This window comes from Magnetospirillum sulfuroxidans (assembly GCF_018224925.1).
Lineage (GTDB): Bacteria > Pseudomonadota > Alphaproteobacteria > Rhodospirillales > Magnetospirillaceae > Magnetospirillum > Magnetospirillum sulfuroxidans.
In genome coordinates, this window is record NZ_JAGTUF010000034.1 from 1 (window position 1) to 18,960 (window position 18,960).

An 18,960-nucleotide genomic window follows, 5' to 3' on the forward strand; every position below is an offset into this window, starting at 1 on the left:
CGAAGGTCTGCGCTTCGCTATCCGCGAAGGCGGCCGTACCGTCGGCGCCGGCGTCGTCGCCAAGATCATCGAGTAGTTATTGTTAACGGTTGGTGACCAGCGCTGTTGCGTTGGTCACCAACTGGCTGTATAAGGCGTGGCTTCGGCCGCACCGGACCGTGCGTCTTTCCTTGAAAAAGGAGACCGCGTCGGTTGCAGGAGTGTAGCTCAACTGGTAGAGCACCGGTCTCCAAAACCGGGGGCTGGGGGTTCGAGTCCCTCCACTCCTGCCAAGCCGCAAGTCGTTTTAAGGCGCCCCGGCGCATCAACCGAACAAGAGTATGATGGCTAAGACGTCGCCAGCCCAGTTTGTTAAGCAGGTGCGGCAGGAAACTGCCAAGGTCACATGGCCTAGCCGCAAGGAAACCACCATCTCGACCGCCATGGTTTTTGTCATGGTGGTGATGGCGGCGATTTTCTTTCTGCTGGTGGATCAGGTGTTCGCAACGGCCGTCAAGTTCGTCTTCGGTCTTGGAGGCTGAGTATGGCGACCGCCCGCTGGTACGTGGTTCACGTCTATTCCGGTTTTGAAAAGAAGGTTTCGCAGTCGATCCGCGAACAGGCCGAGCAAAAAGGCATGGCCGAAATGTTCGAGCAGATCCTGGTTCCGACCGAGGAAATCGTCGAGGTCCGCCGTGGCGCCAAGGTCAGCGCCGAGCGTAAGTTCTTCCCCGGCTATGTCCTGGTGAAGATGGAACTGACCGACGATAGCTGGCATTTGGTTCAGAACACGCCGAAGGTCACCGGCTTCCTGGGCGGCAAGGGCCGTCCGGTGCCGATCACCGAGCGCGAAGCCGAACGGATCATGCAGCAGGTGCAAGAGGGCGTTGAGCGTCCGAAGCCCAGCATTATTTTCGAAGTGGGCGAGCAAGTGCGCGTGTGCGACGGCCCGTTCACCTCGTTCAACGGCATGGTGGAAGAAGTCGACGAAGAACGTTCCCGTCTCAAGGTGGCGGTATCGATCTTCGGCCGCTCCACCCCGGTGGAACTGGAATACGCGCAGGTCGAAAAGGTCTGACGCGACAAACGCGGAAGCCGCCGCCGGCCAGATGGTTCGGCGGCATCTTCCGTTTTCGCCTCGGGGATGGTCCCTGGGGCGATGAGACGGTGGAAGGCCCCGCCATGGGCCGGACCACCAACTCTGAAGACCAGAGGTAGGGTAAAATGGCAAAGAAAGTCATTGGCTACATTAAGCTTCAGGTGCCGGCCGGCAAGGCCAATCCGTCGCCGCCGATCGGTCCGGCGCTGGGTCAGCGCGGCCTGAACATCATGGAATTCTGTAAGTCGTTCAATGCGGCGACCCAGCAGCTGGAAGCCGGCATGCCGATTCCGGTGGTGATTACCGCCTATTCCGACCGCACCTTCACCTATGTCACCAAGACTCCTCCGGTGACCTACTTCCTGAAGAAGGCCGCTGGCATTCAGAAGGGCACCACGACGCCGGGCAAGGCGACCGTGGGCGAGGTGACCATGGGTCAGATCCGTGAGATCGCCGAAAAGAAGATGGTGGACCTGAACGCCAACGACATCGATGGCGCCGCCAGCATGATCGTCGGTTCGGCCCGGTCCATGGGCCTCAAGGTGGTGGAGTAATCCCATGGCGAAGCTCGGTAAGCGTCTGAAGTCCGCCTATGAAGGCGTCGACTCCAACAAGTTTTATTCGCTCGAAGACGCGGTGAAGCTCCTTAAGTCCGGTGCCAAGGCCAAGTTCGATGAAACCATCGAAGTGTCCATGAATCTGGGCGTTGATCCCCGTCACGCCGACCAGATGGTTCGCGGCGTTGTCGAGCTGCCCAACGGCACCGGCAAGACCGTGCGCGTCGCCGTGTTCGCCAAGGCCGACAAGGCCGAGGAAGCCCGCAAGGCCGGTGCCGATATCGTCGGCGCCGAAGACCTGGCGGAGCAGATCCAGGGCGGCATGATGGACTTCGACCGCTGTATCGCCACTCCCGACATGATGGGCGTGGTTGGTCGGCTGGGTAAGGTCCTCGGCCCGCGCAACCTGATGCCGAACCCCAAGCTGGGTACCGTCACCGCCAACGTGACCGAAGCCATCCGCGCCGCCAAGGCCGGTCAGGTGCAGTTCCGCGTTGAAAAGGCCGGTATCATCCATGCTGGAATCGGCAAGGCTTCGTTCGACGAAGTCAAGCTGGTGGAAAACATCAAGGCTTTCATCGACGCCATCAACAAGGCCAAGCCGGCCGGCGCCAAGGGCACCTACGTCAAGAAGGTGTCGCTGTCGTCGACCATGGGTGTTGGTGTTAAGCTGGACATTGCCAGCGTTAACGCGTAAGAGTTAGCGCTTTTCAAAAGTTACCTCCGATTTTTTCGGGGGGAGCGGGAGTTTCCGGCAACGGAAACTCCCAACCTGTCCGAGACCGTAGGCGTCGCTGCCGGCCTAGCCGGAAGTGACTTAATGGGACGTTTTCCCGCCCGCGCAGACAGAAGATGAACCCGTTCGCCCCCGTGACCCGGGTGTGTTTCGGCTTGAAGCTTCTGGGACAGGCCACCGGTTTCGGCGGATGATGACCATCCGACGAGACCAAGGGGCAATGGACCGACATGAAGCCACGGATGTCCGTGGGGGAAATGTCGGCTCGCTGTTTGGAGACGAAAGTGGACCGGACACAAAAGAAAGATTGGGTCGGCTCGCTGCATGGAACCCTTGGAGAGGCCGGATTGGTCGTCGTCACCCATTATATGGGGCTGACGGTTGCCGAGATGACCGCTTTGCGGGGCAAGATGCGCGCGGCTGGCGCCAGCTTCAAAGTGACCAAAAACCGTCTCACCAAGCTCGCCCTTGAGGGTACCGAGTACGAGAACATCGCCGACCTGTTCACCGGCCCGACCGCGATCGCCTATTCGGCGGACCCGGTTGCCGCCGCCAAGGTCGCCGCCGAATTCGCCAAGACCAACGACAAGCTGAAGATCCTGGGTGGATCGCTCGGCACGTTGCGTCTCGACGTTGCCGGCGTTCAGGCTCTGGCCACGCTGCCGTCCTTGGACGAACTGCGCGGCAAGTTGCTTGGCATGCTCTCGACGCCCGCTACCCGTATCGCCGGTGTGCTGCAAGCCCCCGCTGGCCAGTTGGCCCGGGTGCTCAAGGCCAAGGCGGACAAGGAAGCCGCGTGAGCGTTTAAGTAAACACATCCCAGAACTCAAGCTGAATACTAGGAGTATCAAATGGCTGATCTCGCCAAGCTCGTTGATGATCTGTCCGCCCTGACCGTTTTGGAAGCCGCCGAGCTGTCCAAGATGCTGGAAGAGAAGTGGGGCGTTTCCGCCGCCGCTCCGGTTGCCGTCGCCGCCGCTGCTGGCGCCGCTGCCGCCCCGGCCGCTGAAGAACAGACCGAATTCGAAGTCGTTCTGACCGAAGCCGGTGAGAAGAAGATCAACGTGATTAAGGAAGTCCGCGCCATCACCGGCCTGGGCCTCAAGGAAGCCAAGGATCTGGTCGAAGCCGCTCCGAAGACCGTCAAGGATGGCGTGTCCAAGGACGAAGCCGAAAAGATCAAGAAGGTTCTCGAAGAAGCCGGCGCCAAGGTTGCCGTCAAGTAATCGAGACTTTCGGGTCTACGCCTAGGGCCGGGAGCGGTGACGGGAATCGTCGCCGCTACCTGGCCCAATGGCGCTTGTATGTGAGTTAACGGTTTGGGGGCGGTTGATCCGCCGGGTAGACGCATTATGTCCACCACGAACCCCAAGCTGGTTATTGGTTAGGTTTTTTCCCGGGACGGGATTTCCCCCGTCCCTCGGCCCCGCCGGTTGGGGCCGGAACCGACATGAGGACGAGGAGCGGCAATGGCTAAATCCTACACGGGTCGGAAGCGAGTTCGCAAAAGCTTCGGGCGAATCCCCACCGTGGCCCCGATGCCCAACCTGATCGAGGTACAAAAAAGTTCCTACGATCACTTCCTGCAAATGGAAACATTGCCGGAAAAGCGCACCAATGTCGGCCTGCAGGAAGTGTTCAAGTCGGTATTCCCGATTAAGGACTTCTCCGAGCGCGGCACCCTGGAATTCGTCAAGTACGAGCTGGAACAGCCCAAATACGACGTGGAAGAGTGCCAGCAACGCGGCATGACCTTCGCCGCGCCGTTGAAGGTGACCCTGCGTTTGGTGGTCTGGGATATCGACGAAGACACCGGTGCGCGGTCGATCCGCGACATCAAGGAACAGGACGTCTACATGGGAGACATGCCCCTGATGACGGCCAATGGCACCTTCGTCATCAATGGCACCGAGCGTGTCATCGTGTCGCAGATGCACCGTTCCCCCGGCGTGTTCTTCGATCACGACAAGGGCAAGACCCATTCGTCGGGCAAGTATCTGTTCGCCGCCCGCGTCATCCCCTATCGCGGGTCGTGGCTGGACTTCGAGTTCGACGCCAAGGATCTGGTCTATGTGCGCATCGATCGTCGCCGCAAGCTGCCGGTGACGACGCTGCTGTACGCGCTCGACAACGACGTCACCCAGGATCTGCGCGTTTCGCGCAAGGCCGACAGCCGCCCGGTCGATTTGACCGAGTTGAAGGGCATGTCGTCGGAAGATATTCTGCGGTATTTCTACGAAAAGACCGTCTATACCCGCGGCCCCAAGGGCTGGAAGACGGCTTTCGCCCCCGAACGCATGAAGGGCATCAAGCTGGTCTATGACCTGATTGACGCCAAGACCGGCGAGAAGGTGGCCGAGGCCGGCGCCAAGATGACCCCGCGCTTGGGCAAGAAGCTGCGCGAACAGGGCGTCGAAGACATCCTGGTTCTGCCGGAAGATCTGGTCGGCCAGTATGCCGCCGAGGATCTGATCAACGAAAAGACCGGTGAGATCTATATCGAGGCCGGTCACGAATTGACCGCCGTGGTGTTGGCCGAACTGGAAAAGGTCGGCGTCAGCGAATTGCCGTGCTTGGCCATTGATCACATCAATGTCGGCCCGTATATCCGCAACACCCTGGCCGTCGATAAGAATTCGTCGCGTGAAGAAGCGCTGATCGACATTTATCGCGTCATGCGTCCGGGCGAGCCGCCGACCTTGGAAACCGCCGAGGCGCTGTTCCAGGGCCTGTTCTTCGACGAAGAACGCTATGATTTGTCGGCGGTCGGTCGCGTCAAGATGAACTCGCGCCTGAATTTCACCGAAAAGGACGTGCCCGATACGGTGCGCGTGCTGCGTCGCGATGATATTTTGGCCGTCATCAAGATCCTGGTCGAACTCAAGGACGGCAAGGGCGAGATCGACGACATCGATCACCTGGGCAACCGTCGCGTCCGCTCGGTCGGCGAATTGATGGAAAATCAGTATCGCGTCGGCCTGCTGCGCATGGAACGCGCCATCCGCGAACGCATGTCGTCCGTCGACATCGATTCGGTGATGCCGCACGATTTGATCAACGCCAAGCCGGCGGCGGCGGCGGTACGTGAATTCTTCGGCTCGTCGCAGCTGTCGCAGTTCATGGATCAGACCAACCCGCTGTCGGAAATCACCCACAAGCGTCGTCTGTCGGCCTTGGGCCCGGGGGGCTTGACCCGCGAGCGCGCCGGCTTCGAAGTCCGCGACGTTCACCCGACCCATTACGGCCGTATCTGCCCGATTGAGACCCCGGAAGGTCCGAATATCGGTCTGATCAACAGCTTGGCCACCTATGCCCGCGTCAACCAGTACGGCTTTATCGAAGCGCCGTACCGCAAGGTGATCGATGGCAAGGTGACCGACGACGTGCAGTACATGTCGGCGAACGAAGAAGGGCGCTACACCATCGCCCAGGCCAATTCGACGCTCGATGCCGAAGGCCGTTTCGTCCACGATCTGGTGTCGTGCCGTCAGGCCGGTGAATTCGTCATGGTTCCGCCCGGCGATATCACCATGATCGACGTGTCGCCCAAGCAGTTGGTTTCGGTTGCCGCCGCGCTCATTCCGTTCCTGGAAAACGATGACGCCAACCGCGCCCTGATGGGATCGAACATGCAGCGTCAGGCGGTTCCGCTGATCCGCGCCGAAGCCCCCCTGGTGGGCACCGGCATGGAGCAGGCGGTGGCGCGTGATTCGGGCGCGGCGATCACCGCCAAGCGGACCGGCATCGTCGATCAGGTTGACGCCACCCGTGTCGTTATCCGTGCCACCGAAGACATGGCGGCGACGGAATCGGGTGTGGACATCTATAACCTGCTGAAGTTCCAGCGTTCCAACCAGAACACCTGCATCACGCAAAAGCCGCTGGTCAAGGTCGGTGACATCATCCGCAAGGGTGACATCATCGCCGACGGCCCGTCGACTCAGCTGGGTGAACTGGCGCTTGGCCGTAACGTGCTGGTCGCGTTCATGCCCTGGAACGGCTACAACTTCGAAGATTCGATCCTGATTTCGGAACGCATCGTTCGTGACGACGTGTTCACCTCGATCCACATCGAGGAATTCGAAGTCATGGCTCGCGACACCAAGTTGGGTCAGGAAGAAATCACCCGCGACATTCCCAATGTCGGTGAAGAAGCCCTGAAGAACCTGGACGAAGCGGGCATCGTCTATATCGGCGCCGAGGTCAAGCCGGGCGACATCTTGGTGGGTAAGGTCACCCCCAAGGGTGAAAGCCCGATGACGCCGGAAGAAAAGCTGCTGCGGGCCATCTTTGGCGAAAAGGCTTCGGATGTGCGCGACACGTCCTTGCGTCTGCCGCCGGGTGTGGCTGGAACCATCGTTGAAGTTCGTGTCTTCTCGCGCCGTGGCGTCGAAAAGGACGAACGCGCCTTGGCGATCGAACGGTCGGAAATCGAACGTTTGGCCAAGGATCGCGACGACGAACGCGGCATTTTGGAACGCTCTTTCGCCGCCCGTCTCAAGCAATTGCTGGTCGGCCAGAAGGTGGTTTCCGGTCCCAAGGGGGTCAAGGCCAACGTCGCTTTGACCGAGGACATGCTGGCCGAGCTGCATCTGTCGACGTGGCGCAACATCGCCGTCGAAGACGATGCGGTGATGATCGAAGTCGAGCAGTTGAAGCGCGCCTTCGACATGGCGGTCGAGCGTTTGCAGGACCGCTTTGAAAACAAGGTGGAAAAGCTGCAGCGCGGCGACGAATTGCCGCCCGGCGTGATGAAGATGGTCAAGGTGTTCGTGGCGGTGAAGCGCAAGCTGCAACCGGGCGACAAAATGGCCGGTCGTCACGGCAACAAGGGCGTCATCTCGCGCATCATGCCGCTGGAAGACATGCCCTATCTGGAAGACGGCCAGCAGGTCGATATCGTTTTGAACCCGTTGGGCGTGCCGTCGCGCATGAATGTCGGGCAGATTTTGGAAACCCATCTGGGCTGGGCTTCGGCCGGTCTGGGCCAGCAAATTGGCAAGGTGTTGGAAGGCTATCGCCACAACACCGCCACCATTGCCGACCTGCACAGCACCCTGGAAAATTTCTACGGGGCCGAAATCTATCAAGACGAGATCGCCAACCTGTCGGAAACGGAAGTCCTGGAACTGGGCAACAACCTGCGTCCCGGCATTCCGTTCGCGACGCCGGTGTTCGACGGTGCGCGTGAAAGCGACATCTGCGAGATGCTGGACAAGGCGGGCCGTCACCGTTCCGGTCAGGTCACCCTGTTCGACGGCCGTACCGGCGATCCCTTCGACCGCAAGGTCACCGTTGGCTACATCTATATGCTGAAACTGCATCACTTGGTGGATGACAAGATCCACGCCCGTTCCATCGGTCCGTATTCGCTGGTCACCCAGCAGCCGTTGGGCGGTAAGGCGCAGTTCGGCGGTCAGCGCTTCGGTGAAATGGAAGTGTGGGCGCTGGAAGCTTACGGCGCGGCCTATACGTTGCAGGAAATGTTGACGGTGAAGTCGGATGACGTGTCCGGCCGCACCAAGGTCTATGAAGCCATCGTCCGCGGGGACGACAATTTCGAGGCCGGCATTCCCGAATCCTTCAACGTGCTGGTCAAGGAATTGCGTTCGCTCGGCCTCAATGTCGAGCTGACCCAGCGCGATTTCTAATTAAACCTTGGACGGAGGGGGCTTTCCCCTCCGTCACCCCCCAGCTTCATGCGGGAGCAGGTCATGAATGAATTGATGAAGATCTTTGGTCAGGCCAGCGGTACCCAGGCCTTCGACCAGATCCGTATTTCCATCGCCTCCCCCGAGCGGATCCGCTCGTGGTCGTACGGCGAGATCAAGAAGCCGGAAACCATTAACTACCGGACCTTCAAGCCGGAGCGCGACGGCCTGTTCTGCGCCCGCATCTTTGGCCCGATCAAGGATTACGAATGCTTGTGCGGAAAGTACAAGCGGATGAAATATCGCGGCATCATCTGCGAAAAGTGCGGCGTCGAAGTGACGCTGGCCAAGGTCCGGCGCGAGCGCATGGGCCATATCGAGCTGGCCAGCCCGGTCGCCCATATCTGGTTCTTGAAGTCGCTGCCGTCGCGCATCGGTCTGCTGTGCGACATGACGCTCAAGGACTTGGAGCGTATCCTTTATTTCGAAAACTATGTCGTCGTCGAACCCGGCCTGACGCCGTTGAAGATCCGCGAGTTGCTGTCTGAAGAACAGTACATGCGCGCCGTCGACGAATATGGCGAAGACAGCTTCACCGCCAAGATCGGCGCCGAAGCCATCCGCGAGATGCTGTGCGCCATCGATCTCGAGACCGAGAAAGACAAGCTCAAGATCGATCTCAAGGAAACCACCTCGGAAGCCAAGCGCAAGAAGCTGGTCAAGCGTCTCAAGCTGGTCGAGGCCTTCCTGGAATCCGATTCGCGTCCCGAATGGATGATTTTGGAAGTCATTCCGGTGATCCCGCCGGAACTGCGTCCGCTGGTGCCGCTGGATGGTGGCCGTTTCGCCACCTCGGATCTGAACGATCTGTACCGTCGCGTCATCAACCGCAACAACCGCTTGAAGCGGCTGATCGAATTGCGCGCGCCGGAAATCATCGTCCGCAACGAAAAGCGCATGCTGCAAGAAGCCGTTGACGCCCTGTTCGACAACGGCCGTCGTGGCCGCGCCATCACCGGCGCCAACAAGCGTCCGCTGAAGTCGTTGAGCGACATGCTCAAGGGCAAGCAGGGTCGTTTCCGTCAGAATCTGCTCGGTAAGCGCGTCGATTATTCCGGTCGTTCGGTCATCGTCGTTGGTCCCGAACTCAAGCTGCACCAATGCGGTCTGCCGAAGAAGATGGCGCTCGAGCTGTTCAAGCCGTTCGTCTATTCCAAGCTGGAACTGTACGGCATGGCCACCACCATCAAGGCGGCCAAGCGCATGGTGGAAAAGGAACGTCCCGAGGTTTGGGACATTCTGGAAGAAGTCATCCGCGAACATCCGGTGATGCTGAACCGCGCCCCCACCCTGCACCGTCTGGGCATCCAGGCGTTCGAGCCGGTGTTGATCGAAGGCAAGGCCATTCAGCTGCATCCGCTGGTCTGTACCGCCTTCAACGCCGATTTCGACGGCGATCAGATGGCCGTGCACGTTCCGCTGAGCCTTGAGGCGCAGTTGGAAGCCCGCGTGCTGATGATGTCGACCAACAACATCTTGTCGCCGGCCAACGGCAAGCCGATCATCGTGCCCAGCCAGGATATCGTTCTCGGTATCTATTACATCACCATGGAACGCGACGAGCAGCCCGGTCTGGCGTTGCAAATCCATTCGGCCGATGAACTGAAAATGGGTCTGTCCACCGGAACCTTGTTCCTGTGCAATCGTTTTCTGCCGACCGAAGCGGTCGATACCAGCGACCTCGATGAAGTGGTGGCCAAGATCGCCCGCCGCGACGTTACCGCCCATCGCGCCGTCAAGATCACCAGCCGCGAAATGCTGGAAGCCGGTCTGGCCCGTCGCGACCTGCGCGTCTACAACGTCGAAACTCCTGGCACTCCGTTCGCTTCGGCCGATGTCGGTGTCATCGAAAAGGCGATCAAGGACGGCAAGGCCCTGGTCTACCGCGTGCCGGTTTTCCGCGACATGAAGGAAATCGAGGCGGCCTTGGCCGACAAGGTGCTGACCCTGCACCAGCACATCAAGGCGCGCTACAACAACGTCGACAAGGATTGCAATCCCATCGTCGAGATCGTGGAGACCACTGCCGGTCGCATGATGTTGTCGGAAATCCTGCCGCGTAACCCCAACGTGCCGTTCGCGTCCATCAACCGTCTGCTGACCAAGAAGGATATCCAGAACGTCATCGATCTGGTCTATCGCCATTGCGGTCAGAAAGAGACGGTGATCTTCGCCGATCGGGTCATGGGCTTGGGCTATTCCAACGCCTTCAAGGCCGGCATTTCGTTCGGCAAGGACGACATGGTGATCCCGCCGGCCAAGGAAGTGTTGGTGTCGGAAACCGAGGCCAAGGCCAAGGAATACGAACAGCAGTACCAAGATGGTCTGATCACCCAGGGTGAAAAGTACAACAAGGTGGTCGACGCCTGGTCCAAGTGCACCGACGACGTCGCCGACGCCATGATGAAGGAAATCAGCCGCATCGAGCCGGGCCGCATGGTCAACTCGGTGTACATGATGGCCCATTCGGGCGCTCGTGGTTCCGCCGCTCAGATGAAGCAGCTGGCCGGTATGCGCGGCCTGATGGCCAAGCCCTCGGGCGAGATCATCGAGACCCCGATCATCTCGAACTTCAAGGAAGGCCTGACCGTGTTGGAGTACTTCAACTCCACCCACGGCGCCCGTAAGGGTCTGGCCGACACCGCCTTGAAGACGGCGAATTCCGGTTACCTGACCCGCCGTCTGGTCGATGTCGCCCAGGACGCCATCATCGTCGAGGAAGATTGCGGCACCATCAACGGCCTGACCGTCTCGGCGGTGGTCGAGGGCGGTGAAGTGATCAGCCCGTTGGCCGAACGGATCTTGGGCCGCACCGCGTCCCGCGATATCGTCGACCCGGCCACCGGCCGCGTCATCGTCGCCGCCAGCGAACTGATCGGCGAATCGGAAGTCGAGCAGATCGACGAGGCCGGTATCGAAGTGGTCAATATCCGCTCGGTGCTGACCTGCGAGGCGCGCGAGGGCGTCTGCGGTTGCTGCTATGGCCGCGATCTGGCCCGCGGGACCCGCGTCAATGTCGGTGAAGCGGTCGGCGTCATCGCCGCCCAGTCCATCGGCGAGCCCGGAACCCAGCTGACCATGCGGACCTTCCATATTGGTGGTGCGGCGCAGCGCGGCGCCGAGCAATCGGCCATCGAAGCCACCGGCGACACCACGGTTCAGTTGCTGAACAAGAACGTGGTGACCAACTCGTCGGGCGCCAAGATCGTCATGAGCCGCAACTGCGAATTGTTGCTGCTGGATGCCGGCGGCCGCGAACGCGCCCGTCACCGTGTCCCCTATGGCGCCAAGCTGCTGGTCGAGGAAGGCCAGAAGGTGCTTAAGGGCGCCAAGATGGCCGAATGGGACCCCTACACCCTGCCGATCATCACCGAAACCAACGGTGTCGCTCATTACGTCGATTTGGTCGAAGGTCTGTCCATCCGTGAAGTGGTTGACGAAGCCACCGGCATCACCAGCAAGGTGGTGGTCGATTGGAAGCAGCAGCCGCGTGGTTCCGAACTGCGCCCGCGCGTCGAATTGCGCGACGACAAGGGCCAGCCGGTGACCTTGCCCAACGGCTTGGAAGCGCGTTACTTCCTGTCGGTGGACGCCATCTTGTCGGTGGAAAATCACGCTAAGCTGCATGCCGGTGACGTGCTGGCCCGCATTCCGCGTGAAGGTTCCAAGACTCGCGACATCACCGGCGGTCTGCCGCGTGTGGCCGAACTGTTCGAAGCCAGGAAGCCCAAGGATCACGCCATCATCTCCGACATCGAAGGCCGCGTCGAATTCGGCAAGGACTATAAGTCCAAGCGCCGTATTCTGGTGGTCCCCGAGGACGGTGATCCGATGGAATACCTGATCCCCAAGGGCAAGCACGTGTCGGTGCAGGAAGGCGATTACGTCCGTCGTGGCGATGCGTTGATGGATGGTAACCCCGTCCCCCACGACATCTTGCGCGTCATGGGCGTCGAGGCCTTGGCCCAGTACCTGATCAACGAAATCCAGGAGGTCTATCGTCTCCAGGGCGTGAAGATCAACGACAAGCACATCGAGGTGATCGTTCGCCAGATGCTGCAAAAGGTCGAGATCACCGAGCCCGGCGACACCACCTTCCTGGTCGGTGAGCAGGTCGATCGCCAAGAGTTCGAGCAAGAGAACCGCAAGGCGATCAAGGAACAGGGCCGCCCGGCTTCGGGGACCCCGGTGCTCCAGGGCATCACCAAGGCGTCGTTGCAGACTCACTCGTTCATCTCGGCCGCGTCGTTCCAGGAAACCACCCGCGTGCTGACCGAAGCCGCCGTTTCCGGCAAGGTCGACACCCTGAACGGTCTGAAGGAAAACGTCATCGTCGGTCGTTTGATCCCCGCCGGTACCGGTGCGGTGATGAACCGTCTGCGCGAGATCGCCGCCAAGCGAGATCGCGATATGCAGATCGAGGCCGAGGGCGGCGAACCCGCCCCCGCCTTGCCTGCCGGCGGCGCCTTTGCCCCGGCCAGTCCGGCCGAATAAAGCGTGTTACGGTAAAACCCCCTCCGCCTTCGGTCGGAGGGGGTTTTTCTTTGACCCCTCGGCCCAGCCATCGTTTAATTATCGCTCTGGCCCGTCCAGAGAAAGGGGGATCCGGTGGCCCGTATGTGGCGTCGTCTGGTGCGGCCAAGGGCTTTGCTTTTGGTGCTGTTTGTCCTGTGTCTCGCCGTTGGCGGCGGGGCGACGGCGGCGCTGATTCGGGCCGATTACAGCGATACCCGCACCGCCGCCGAAGCCTTGACCCGTCATCAGGCACGCTTGCTGGAACAATATTTTGGGCGCACGCTGGATGCCGCCGATCAGGTGGTGCGACGGGTCATCGACCAATCGATGATGCAAGCGAACCGCCCGCTCGAGATTTCCGCCGATCAGCTGGACGCCTTGCGGCGGACCATCGCCGAAGCGCCGCATCTGGATAATCTTTATCTGGTCGATGCCAAGGGCAGGGTGGTGTTGGATATTCAGGAGGGGACAAAGACCGGGAACTCGCTTGCGACCGAGGAATGGGTGCGGGCGGTTCTGGCGGGCGGGGGCGACGCACTGTATCTGGGGGCGGCGGCACGCGAGTCGACTTCCGGCCACGTGGTTTTTCCGGTGGCGCGCGCCTTCCGTGACCGGGCGGGACGGGTGCTCGGCGCGGTGGCCGCCATTGTCGATGTGGCGACCTTCGCGGCTTTGACCGATGACGGCGACCTGGGACCGCAACCGGATTTGGCGGTTTATCGGCAAGATGGCGTCCGGTTGGCAGCTTATCCCCAGATGGAGGGCGAGGGCGGACAAAATCAGGCGACCCGGCGTGCTTTTGCCGCGCCGCTGACACAAGCGGCGACCGGCACTTTCGTCGTTCCCGGCCGCGAGGGGGAGGGGGGGCGGATTGTCTCGTACCGGTCGATGCCGGCGCGCAATCTGGTGGTCTGTGCCAGCTTGGACGTTGACGAGGCGATGATCCCGTGGCGGCATCGTTCGGTTGCGACGTTGCTCACCGCCGCCTTGGTGCTGGGGTTGTTGATCACCTTGGTTGAGGTGCTGGCCCGGGAAATTCGGCGTGACCGCGCCGCCAGCGCGGCTTTACAGGCTGCCAATCGCGATCTCAGCCGCTCTAACGCCGATCTCGAACAATTCGCCTATGTCGCCTCGCACGATCTGAAGGAGCCGCTGCGCAATATCGCCAGCTATGTGCAATTGCTGCAACGGCGCTATCATGGCCGGCTGGACGAGGATGCCGACACCTTTATCGGCTATACTGTCGATGGCGTTCGCCGCATGCAGGTGATCATCAATGAATTATTGGTCTATTCCCGCATCGGCACCGGGCCGCTGACACGGGGAACGGTGCAGACCGGGGTTCTGGTCAGCACCGCTCTGGCCAATCTGAAATCGGTGATCGCCGAGGCCGGCGCCGCCATCGAAATCAAGGGGCCGTTGCCCATGGTGGTCGGCGATGCGGGCCAATTAGGCAGCGTATTCCAGAACCTCATCTCCAACGGCTTGAAGTATCGCCGCGACGAAATCCGTCCTGAATTGACCATTGCCGCGCAAGATCGCGGCACTCAATGGCAATTTTCCATCACCGACAACGGCATCGGCATCGATGGGCAATACCACAAGCAGATTTTCGAGTTGTTCAAGCGGCTGCATGCGCGGGACCGCTATGCCGGCACCGGAATCGGCTTGGCCGTCTGCCAGCGGGTGATCGAGCGCCATGGCGGCGAGATTTGGGTGGATTCGACGCCGGGGCAGGGGGCCTGCTTCTGTTTCACCCTGCCCAAAGGCTGATCAGCCTTTGCCATTCAAGGCGTCGATGATCGCCCGCAAGGTCACCTGATCGGCGCGGGTGGCATTGACCGCCGGCGGCAGGCGGACCGGGAAGCTGGTGTTTTCGTCGGCGGCGCCTTGGGCGATGGCGACCGGAAAGGTGCTGTACTGGCTGAGATCAAGCGGAGCCGGGGGCTCTATTGACGGGGCGGCTGCCAGACTGAGCGCCTCCGGCTGGGCTTCGGCCTGTGGCCGCGCCTCGGGGCGCAGTTCGGCCAGATTCATCTGCGGTTGGTTCAGCTGTTTGGCCATGGTGGCGACCTTGGCCATGGAACGGCGAAAACGGCTTTGGATGCTGGCATAAAGATCGTCAACGGATTTGGCGTCACCGTCGCCATCATCGTGATGAAATTCTTCTGGATTGGCTTTTGCCGCTTCGGGCAGGATGCTGGCGGCGGTGGGCTGCTGGCCATCCTTGACCTCTTGCAACACCTTAAGGGCGCCGCCGGCCCCCAGATAGTGGGCGAGGTAAAGGTCATGGGTGGAGGCCTTGCGGCCCAGCTTGGACTGCAAGACCTTGCCGTTGTCGCTGGCGTATTCGCCGGCCATCAGGGCCGAGACGCGTGGGTCTTTCCGCATCTCCAGAATTTCTTTTTTCATGTCCTTGTCGGCGACGGTCCAGCGGCCATCCTTGCCCTTGGTGATGGCGTCGGCATAATTGCCCAAGCCGTGTTCGGCTCCGTGCTTCTTCACCATTTCCAGCCAGGTGCCGGCGGTGAACTGATAAAGCCCCATGGCGGATGAACGAGGACTGGCGGCGTTGGGGTCAAGCCGGCTTTCGGAATTCGCCTGGGCCAACAAATAATCGAACGGCACCCCGGTTGCCTCGGCCGCGTCGCGGATGTGTCGCGCCACCCGCTGATGGCGCGAATCCTGCGCTTCGATCAGGGTGATGGTGGCCGACGTCTGCATGCGCTCTCCGACACTGAATCTGCTCTGACAGTCGCATCCTAACACGAAATGGTTACCAGGGGTTTGATGCTGTTGTGAGCGGGGGGCGGGGGCTGACTCTTTTCCTTGACGTGGGGGGGGCGGATAAATAGGATGCGGCGCTCTCGGAAGACTGGCGACGGACTAGGTGTCTGTTGCCTGTCGGTCCGCGACTATCTGAAACACTTTGATGACGCCAGACGGGTGGGCGACCGACATCCGACAAAATCCCCGATGCGCCTGCATCGGATGGGTTTTGTCTTTTTCGATCGCTCGATGTTTGTGCCACAGGGAATGACTGAATGCCCACGATCAACCAATTGATCCGTAAGCCGCGCCAGCCTTTGGCGACGCGCAACAAGGTGCCGGCTTTGGAAGCCTGCCCGCAAAAGCGTGGTGTTTGCACCCGCGTTTACACCACCACCCCGAAGAAGCCCAACTCGGCGCTGCGTAAGGTTGCTCGCGTGCGCCTGACCAACGGCTTCGAAGTGACCAGCTACATTCCCGGTGAAGGCCATAACCTTCAAGAGCACTCGGTGGTGATGATCCGCGGCGGCCGCGTGAAGGATTTGCCCGGTGTCCGCTACCACATCATCCGCGGCACTCTGGATACCCAGGGCGTCAAGGACCGTAAGCAGCGTCGTTCCAAGTACGGCGCGAAGCGTCCGAAGTAAGGATAAAAGATATGTCCCGTCGTCACGCCGCCGAGAAGCGCGAAATCAACCCCGACGCCAAGTTTGGCGATCTGGTCGTAGCCAAGTTCATGAACTGCCTGATGTTCGACGGCAAGAAGTCGTCGGCCGAGGCTATTGTTTATGGCGCCCTGGACAAGATTCAGGCCAAGACCGGCCAGGACCCGCTGCAGGTGTTCCATGATGCCCTCGACAACGTCAAGCCGGCCGTGGAAGTTCGCTCCCGCCGCGTCGGCGGCGCCACCTATCAGGTGCCGGTCGAAGTGCGCACCGATCGTCGTCAGGCTCTGGCCATCCGCTGGCTGATCGATTATTCGCGCAAGCGTTCGGAAACCACCATGATCGACCGTCTGTCGGGCGAATTGCTGGATGCCGCCAATAATCGCGGCGCTGCCGTGAAGAAGCGCGAAGATACTCACCGCATGGCGGACGCCAACAAGGCGTTCTCGCACTACCGCTGGTAAAGAGAAGGCAACATGGCCCGCACAACGCCCCTCGAGCGCTACCGTAACATCGGCATCATGGCTCACATTGATGCCGGTAAGACGACCACGACCGAGCGTATCCTCTACTACACCGGCAAGTCCTATAAGATTGGTGAAGTGCACGAAGGCACCGCCACCATGGACTGGATGGAGCAGGAACAGGAACGCGGTATCACCATCACTTCGGCCGCGACCACCGCGTTCTGGCGTGATCACCGCATCAACATCATCGACACCCCCGGCCACGTCGACTTCACCATTGAAGTCGAACGGTCGCTGCGCGTGCTCGATGGTGCGGTGACGGTGTTCGACTCGGTTGCCGGCGTCGAGCCGCAATCCGAAACCGTGTGGCGCCAGGCCGACAAGTACGGCGTGCCGCGCATTTGTTTCGTCAACAAGATGGATCGCATCGGCGCCAATTTCTATCGCTGCGTCGATATGATCGTCGATCGGTTGGGCGCTCGCCCGCTGGTCTTGCATCTGCCCATCGGTGAAGAAGCCGGTTATGCGGGCATCGTCGATCTGCTGCGCAATTGCGCGGTGATCTGGAAAGACGAAAGCCTGGGCGCTCAGTTCGAAGACGCTCCGATCCCGGCCGATCTGGTCGAAAAGGCTGCCGAATACCGCGCGCAGCTGATCGAAACCGCCGTCGAAATGGACGATGCGGCCATGGAACAGTACCTGGGGGGCGAAGAGCCGTCCTTCGAAGTGCTGCAAGCCTGTATCCGCAAGGGCACCATCGCCCGCGTCTTCGTGCCGGTGTTGTGCGGTTCCGCCTTCAAGAACAAGGGCGTGCAGCCCTTGCTCGACGCGGTCATCGACTACCTGCCGGCTCCGGTTGACGTTCCCGCCATCGAAGGCGTGAAGTTCGGCACCGAGGACGAGATCCAGAAGCACGCCACCGACGACGAACCCTTCGCCGGTCTGGCCTTCAAGATCATGAACGACCCCTTCGTCGGCTCGCTGACCTTCGTTCGCGTCTATTCGGGCGTGGTCGAGGCCGGTTCCTACGTCCAGAACACCGTCAAGGAAAAGCGCGAGCGCGTCGGCCGTATGCTGCTGATGCACGCCAATTCGCGTGAAGAAGTCAAGGAAGCCCGCGCCGGTGACATCGTCGCCTTCGCTGGTCTCAAGGACACCACCACCGGCGACACCTTGTGCGATCCGACTCCCAGCTCGCTGGTGATCTTGGAACGCATGGAATTCCCCGAGCCGGTGATCGAAGTGGCCGTCGAGCCCAAGTCCAAGGCCGATCAGGAAAAGATGGGCATGGCCCTGGCGCGCCTGGCCGCCGAGGATCCGTCGTTCCGTGTGTCGTCCGACGCCGAATCCGGTCAGACCGTGATCAAGGGCATGGGCGAATTGCACCTGGAAATCCTGGTCGATCGCATGCGGCGTGAGTTCAAGGTGGAAGCCAACGTGGGCGCGCCCCAGGTGGCCTACCGCGAAACCATCTCCAAGGTGGCCGACGTGGACTACACCCACAAGAAGCAGACCGGTGGCTCGGGCCAGTTCGCCCGCGTCAAGATCCGCTTCGAACCGGCGGAAAAGGGCGAAGGCTTTGTCTTCACCAATACCGTTATCGGTGGTTCGGTTCCCAAGGAATACGTGCCGGGTGTGGAAAAGGGTATTCGCCTGTCCATGGATAATGGCGTCATCGCCGGCTTCCCGCTGATCGACTTCAAGGCCACCCTGACCGACGGCGCTTACCACGACGTCGATTCCTCGGTGCTCGCCTTCGAAATCGCCGCCCGCGCCGCCTTCCGTGAAGGCATCGCCAAGGCTGGTCCGAAGTTGCTGGAACCGATGATGAAGGTCGAGGTCGTCACCCCGGAAGACTACATGGGCGACGTCATCGGCGATCTGAACAGCCGTCGCGGTCAGGTCAATGGCATGGATCAGCGCGGCAACGCCCGCGTGATCAACGCCATGGTGCCGTTGGCCAACATGTTCGGTTACGTCAATACCCTGCGCTCGATGTCGCAGGGCCGGGCCCAGTACACGATGACCTTCGACCATTATTCGGAAGTTCCGAATAATGTGGCCGAGGAAATTCGCGCCAAGCTGGCCGGCTAATTCCGCTAAACAGACAAACCTATTTCGAGGACGGAGTAGAAACACATGGCTAAGGCGAAATTCGAGCGCAATAAGCCCCATTGCAATATCGGCACCATCGGTCACGTTGACCATGGCAAGACCTCGCTGACCGCTGCCATCACCAAGGTGTTGGCCGAAACCGGCGGCGCGACTTTCACCGCTTACGACATGATCGATAAGGCGCCGGAAGAAAAGGCTCGCGGCATCACCATCTCGACCGCTCACGTCGAGTACGAGACCGCCAACCGCCACTACGCCCACGTCGATTGCCCCGGCCACGCCGATTATGTGAAGAACATGATCACCGGCGCGGCGCAGATGGACGGTGGCATCCTGGTGGTGTCCGC

At 60.7% G+C, this 18,960-nt stretch carries 15 protein-coding genes and 1 tRNA gene; 15 read left to right on the forward strand and 1 reads right to left on the reverse strand.

The annotated features are described in order from the left end of the window. The 11 genes from KEC16_RS19070 to KEC16_RS19120 form a co-directional block, all read left to right on the forward strand. Positions 1–76, forward strand: a 76-nt coding sequence (locus KEC16_RS19070) for an EF-Tu C-terminal domain-related protein (RefSeq protein ID WP_201785588.1), incomplete at its 5' end; no start/stop codon positions are given. 120 nt (positions 77–196) lie between these two features. Next, positions 197–272 (forward strand) — tRNA-Trp (locus KEC16_RS19075). Between the two features lie 51 nt (positions 273–323). Then, entirely contained in the window at positions 324–521 is a 198-nt protein-coding gene (secE, locus tag KEC16_RS19080) for a preprotein translocase subunit SecE (RefSeq protein ID WP_211551950.1), read from the forward strand. 2 nt (positions 522–523) lie between these two features. Continuing rightward, positions 524–1,057, forward strand: a complete 534-nt coding sequence (gene nusG, locus KEC16_RS19085; protein WP_211551925.1) for a transcription termination/antitermination protein NusG — start codon at positions 524–526, stop codon at positions 1,055–1,057. Between the two features lie 146 nt (positions 1,058–1,203). Beyond that, positions 1,204–1,632: a 50S ribosomal protein L11 gene (gene rplK / locus KEC16_RS19090; protein ID WP_211551927.1), complete on the forward strand. Its 429-nt coding sequence runs from the start codon at positions 1,204–1,206 to the stop codon at positions 1,630–1,632. Between the two features lie 4 nt (positions 1,633–1,636). Then, a complete protein-coding gene (gene rplA, locus KEC16_RS19095) occupies positions 1,637–2,332 on the forward strand; it encodes a 50S ribosomal protein L1 (RefSeq protein ID WP_211551929.1) in 696 nt (231 codons plus the stop codon). A 323-nt stretch (positions 2,333–2,655) separates the two neighbouring features. Beyond that, a complete protein-coding gene (gene rplJ / locus KEC16_RS19100; RefSeq protein WP_211551931.1) occupies positions 2,656–3,171 on the forward strand; it encodes a 50S ribosomal protein L10 in 516 nt (171 codons plus the stop codon). A gap of 51 nt (positions 3,172–3,222) precedes the next feature. Continuing rightward, a complete protein-coding gene (rplL, locus tag KEC16_RS19105) occupies positions 3,223–3,597 on the forward strand; it encodes a 50S ribosomal protein L7/L12 (protein WP_211551933.1) in 375 nt (124 codons plus the stop codon). Positions 3,598–3,840: 243 nt separating this feature from the next. Continuing rightward, positions 3,841–8,022 carry a DNA-directed RNA polymerase subunit beta gene (gene rpoB / locus KEC16_RS19110; RefSeq protein ID WP_211551935.1) on the forward strand — a complete coding sequence of 1,394 codons (4,182 nt, stop codon included), beginning with the start codon at positions 3,841–3,843 and terminating at the stop codon, positions 8,020–8,022. 63 nt (positions 8,023–8,085) lie between these two features. Beyond that, positions 8,086–12,576 carry a DNA-directed RNA polymerase subunit beta' gene (gene rpoC / locus KEC16_RS19115; RefSeq protein WP_211551937.1) on the forward strand — a complete coding sequence of 1,497 codons (4,491 nt, stop codon included), beginning with the start codon at positions 8,086–8,088 and terminating at the stop codon, positions 12,574–12,576. A gap of 123 nt (positions 12,577–12,699) precedes the next feature. After that, positions 12,700–14,370 carry a sensor histidine kinase gene (locus KEC16_RS19120; RefSeq protein WP_249209338.1) on the forward strand — a complete coding sequence of 557 codons (1,671 nt, stop codon included), beginning with the start codon at positions 12,700–12,702 and terminating at the stop codon, positions 14,368–14,370. Here the strand turns inward: KEC16_RS19120 and KEC16_RS19125 are convergent, their stop codons facing one another. Then, positions 14,371–15,321 carry a transglycosylase SLT domain-containing protein gene (locus KEC16_RS19125; protein ID WP_211551941.1) on the reverse strand — a complete coding sequence of 317 codons (951 nt, stop codon included), beginning with the start codon at positions 15,319–15,321 and terminating at the stop codon, positions 14,371–14,373. A 320-nt stretch (positions 15,322–15,641) separates the two neighbouring features. Between KEC16_RS19125 and rpsL the strand changes: the two genes are divergently transcribed. From rpsL to KEC16_RS19145, 4 genes are all read left to right on the forward strand, one after another. Further along, on the forward strand, positions 15,642–16,013 hold the full coding sequence (gene rpsL / locus KEC16_RS19130; protein WP_024078294.1) for a 30S ribosomal protein S12: 372 nt from the start codon (positions 15,642–15,644) through the stop codon (positions 16,011–16,013). 11 nt (positions 16,014–16,024) lie between these two features. Beyond that, a complete protein-coding gene (gene rpsG / locus KEC16_RS19135; protein ID WP_211551943.1) occupies positions 16,025–16,495 on the forward strand; it encodes a 30S ribosomal protein S7 in 471 nt (156 codons plus the stop codon). Between the two features lie 12 nt (positions 16,496–16,507). Next, positions 16,508–18,592, forward strand: a complete 2,085-nt coding sequence (fusA, locus tag KEC16_RS19140) for an elongation factor G (RefSeq protein WP_211551946.1) — start codon at positions 16,508–16,510, stop codon at positions 18,590–18,592. A gap of 45 nt (positions 18,593–18,637) precedes the next feature. Beyond that, on the forward strand, positions 18,638–18,960 hold a 323-nt coding region (locus tag KEC16_RS19145), incomplete at its 3' end, for a GTP-binding protein (protein WP_211551948.1).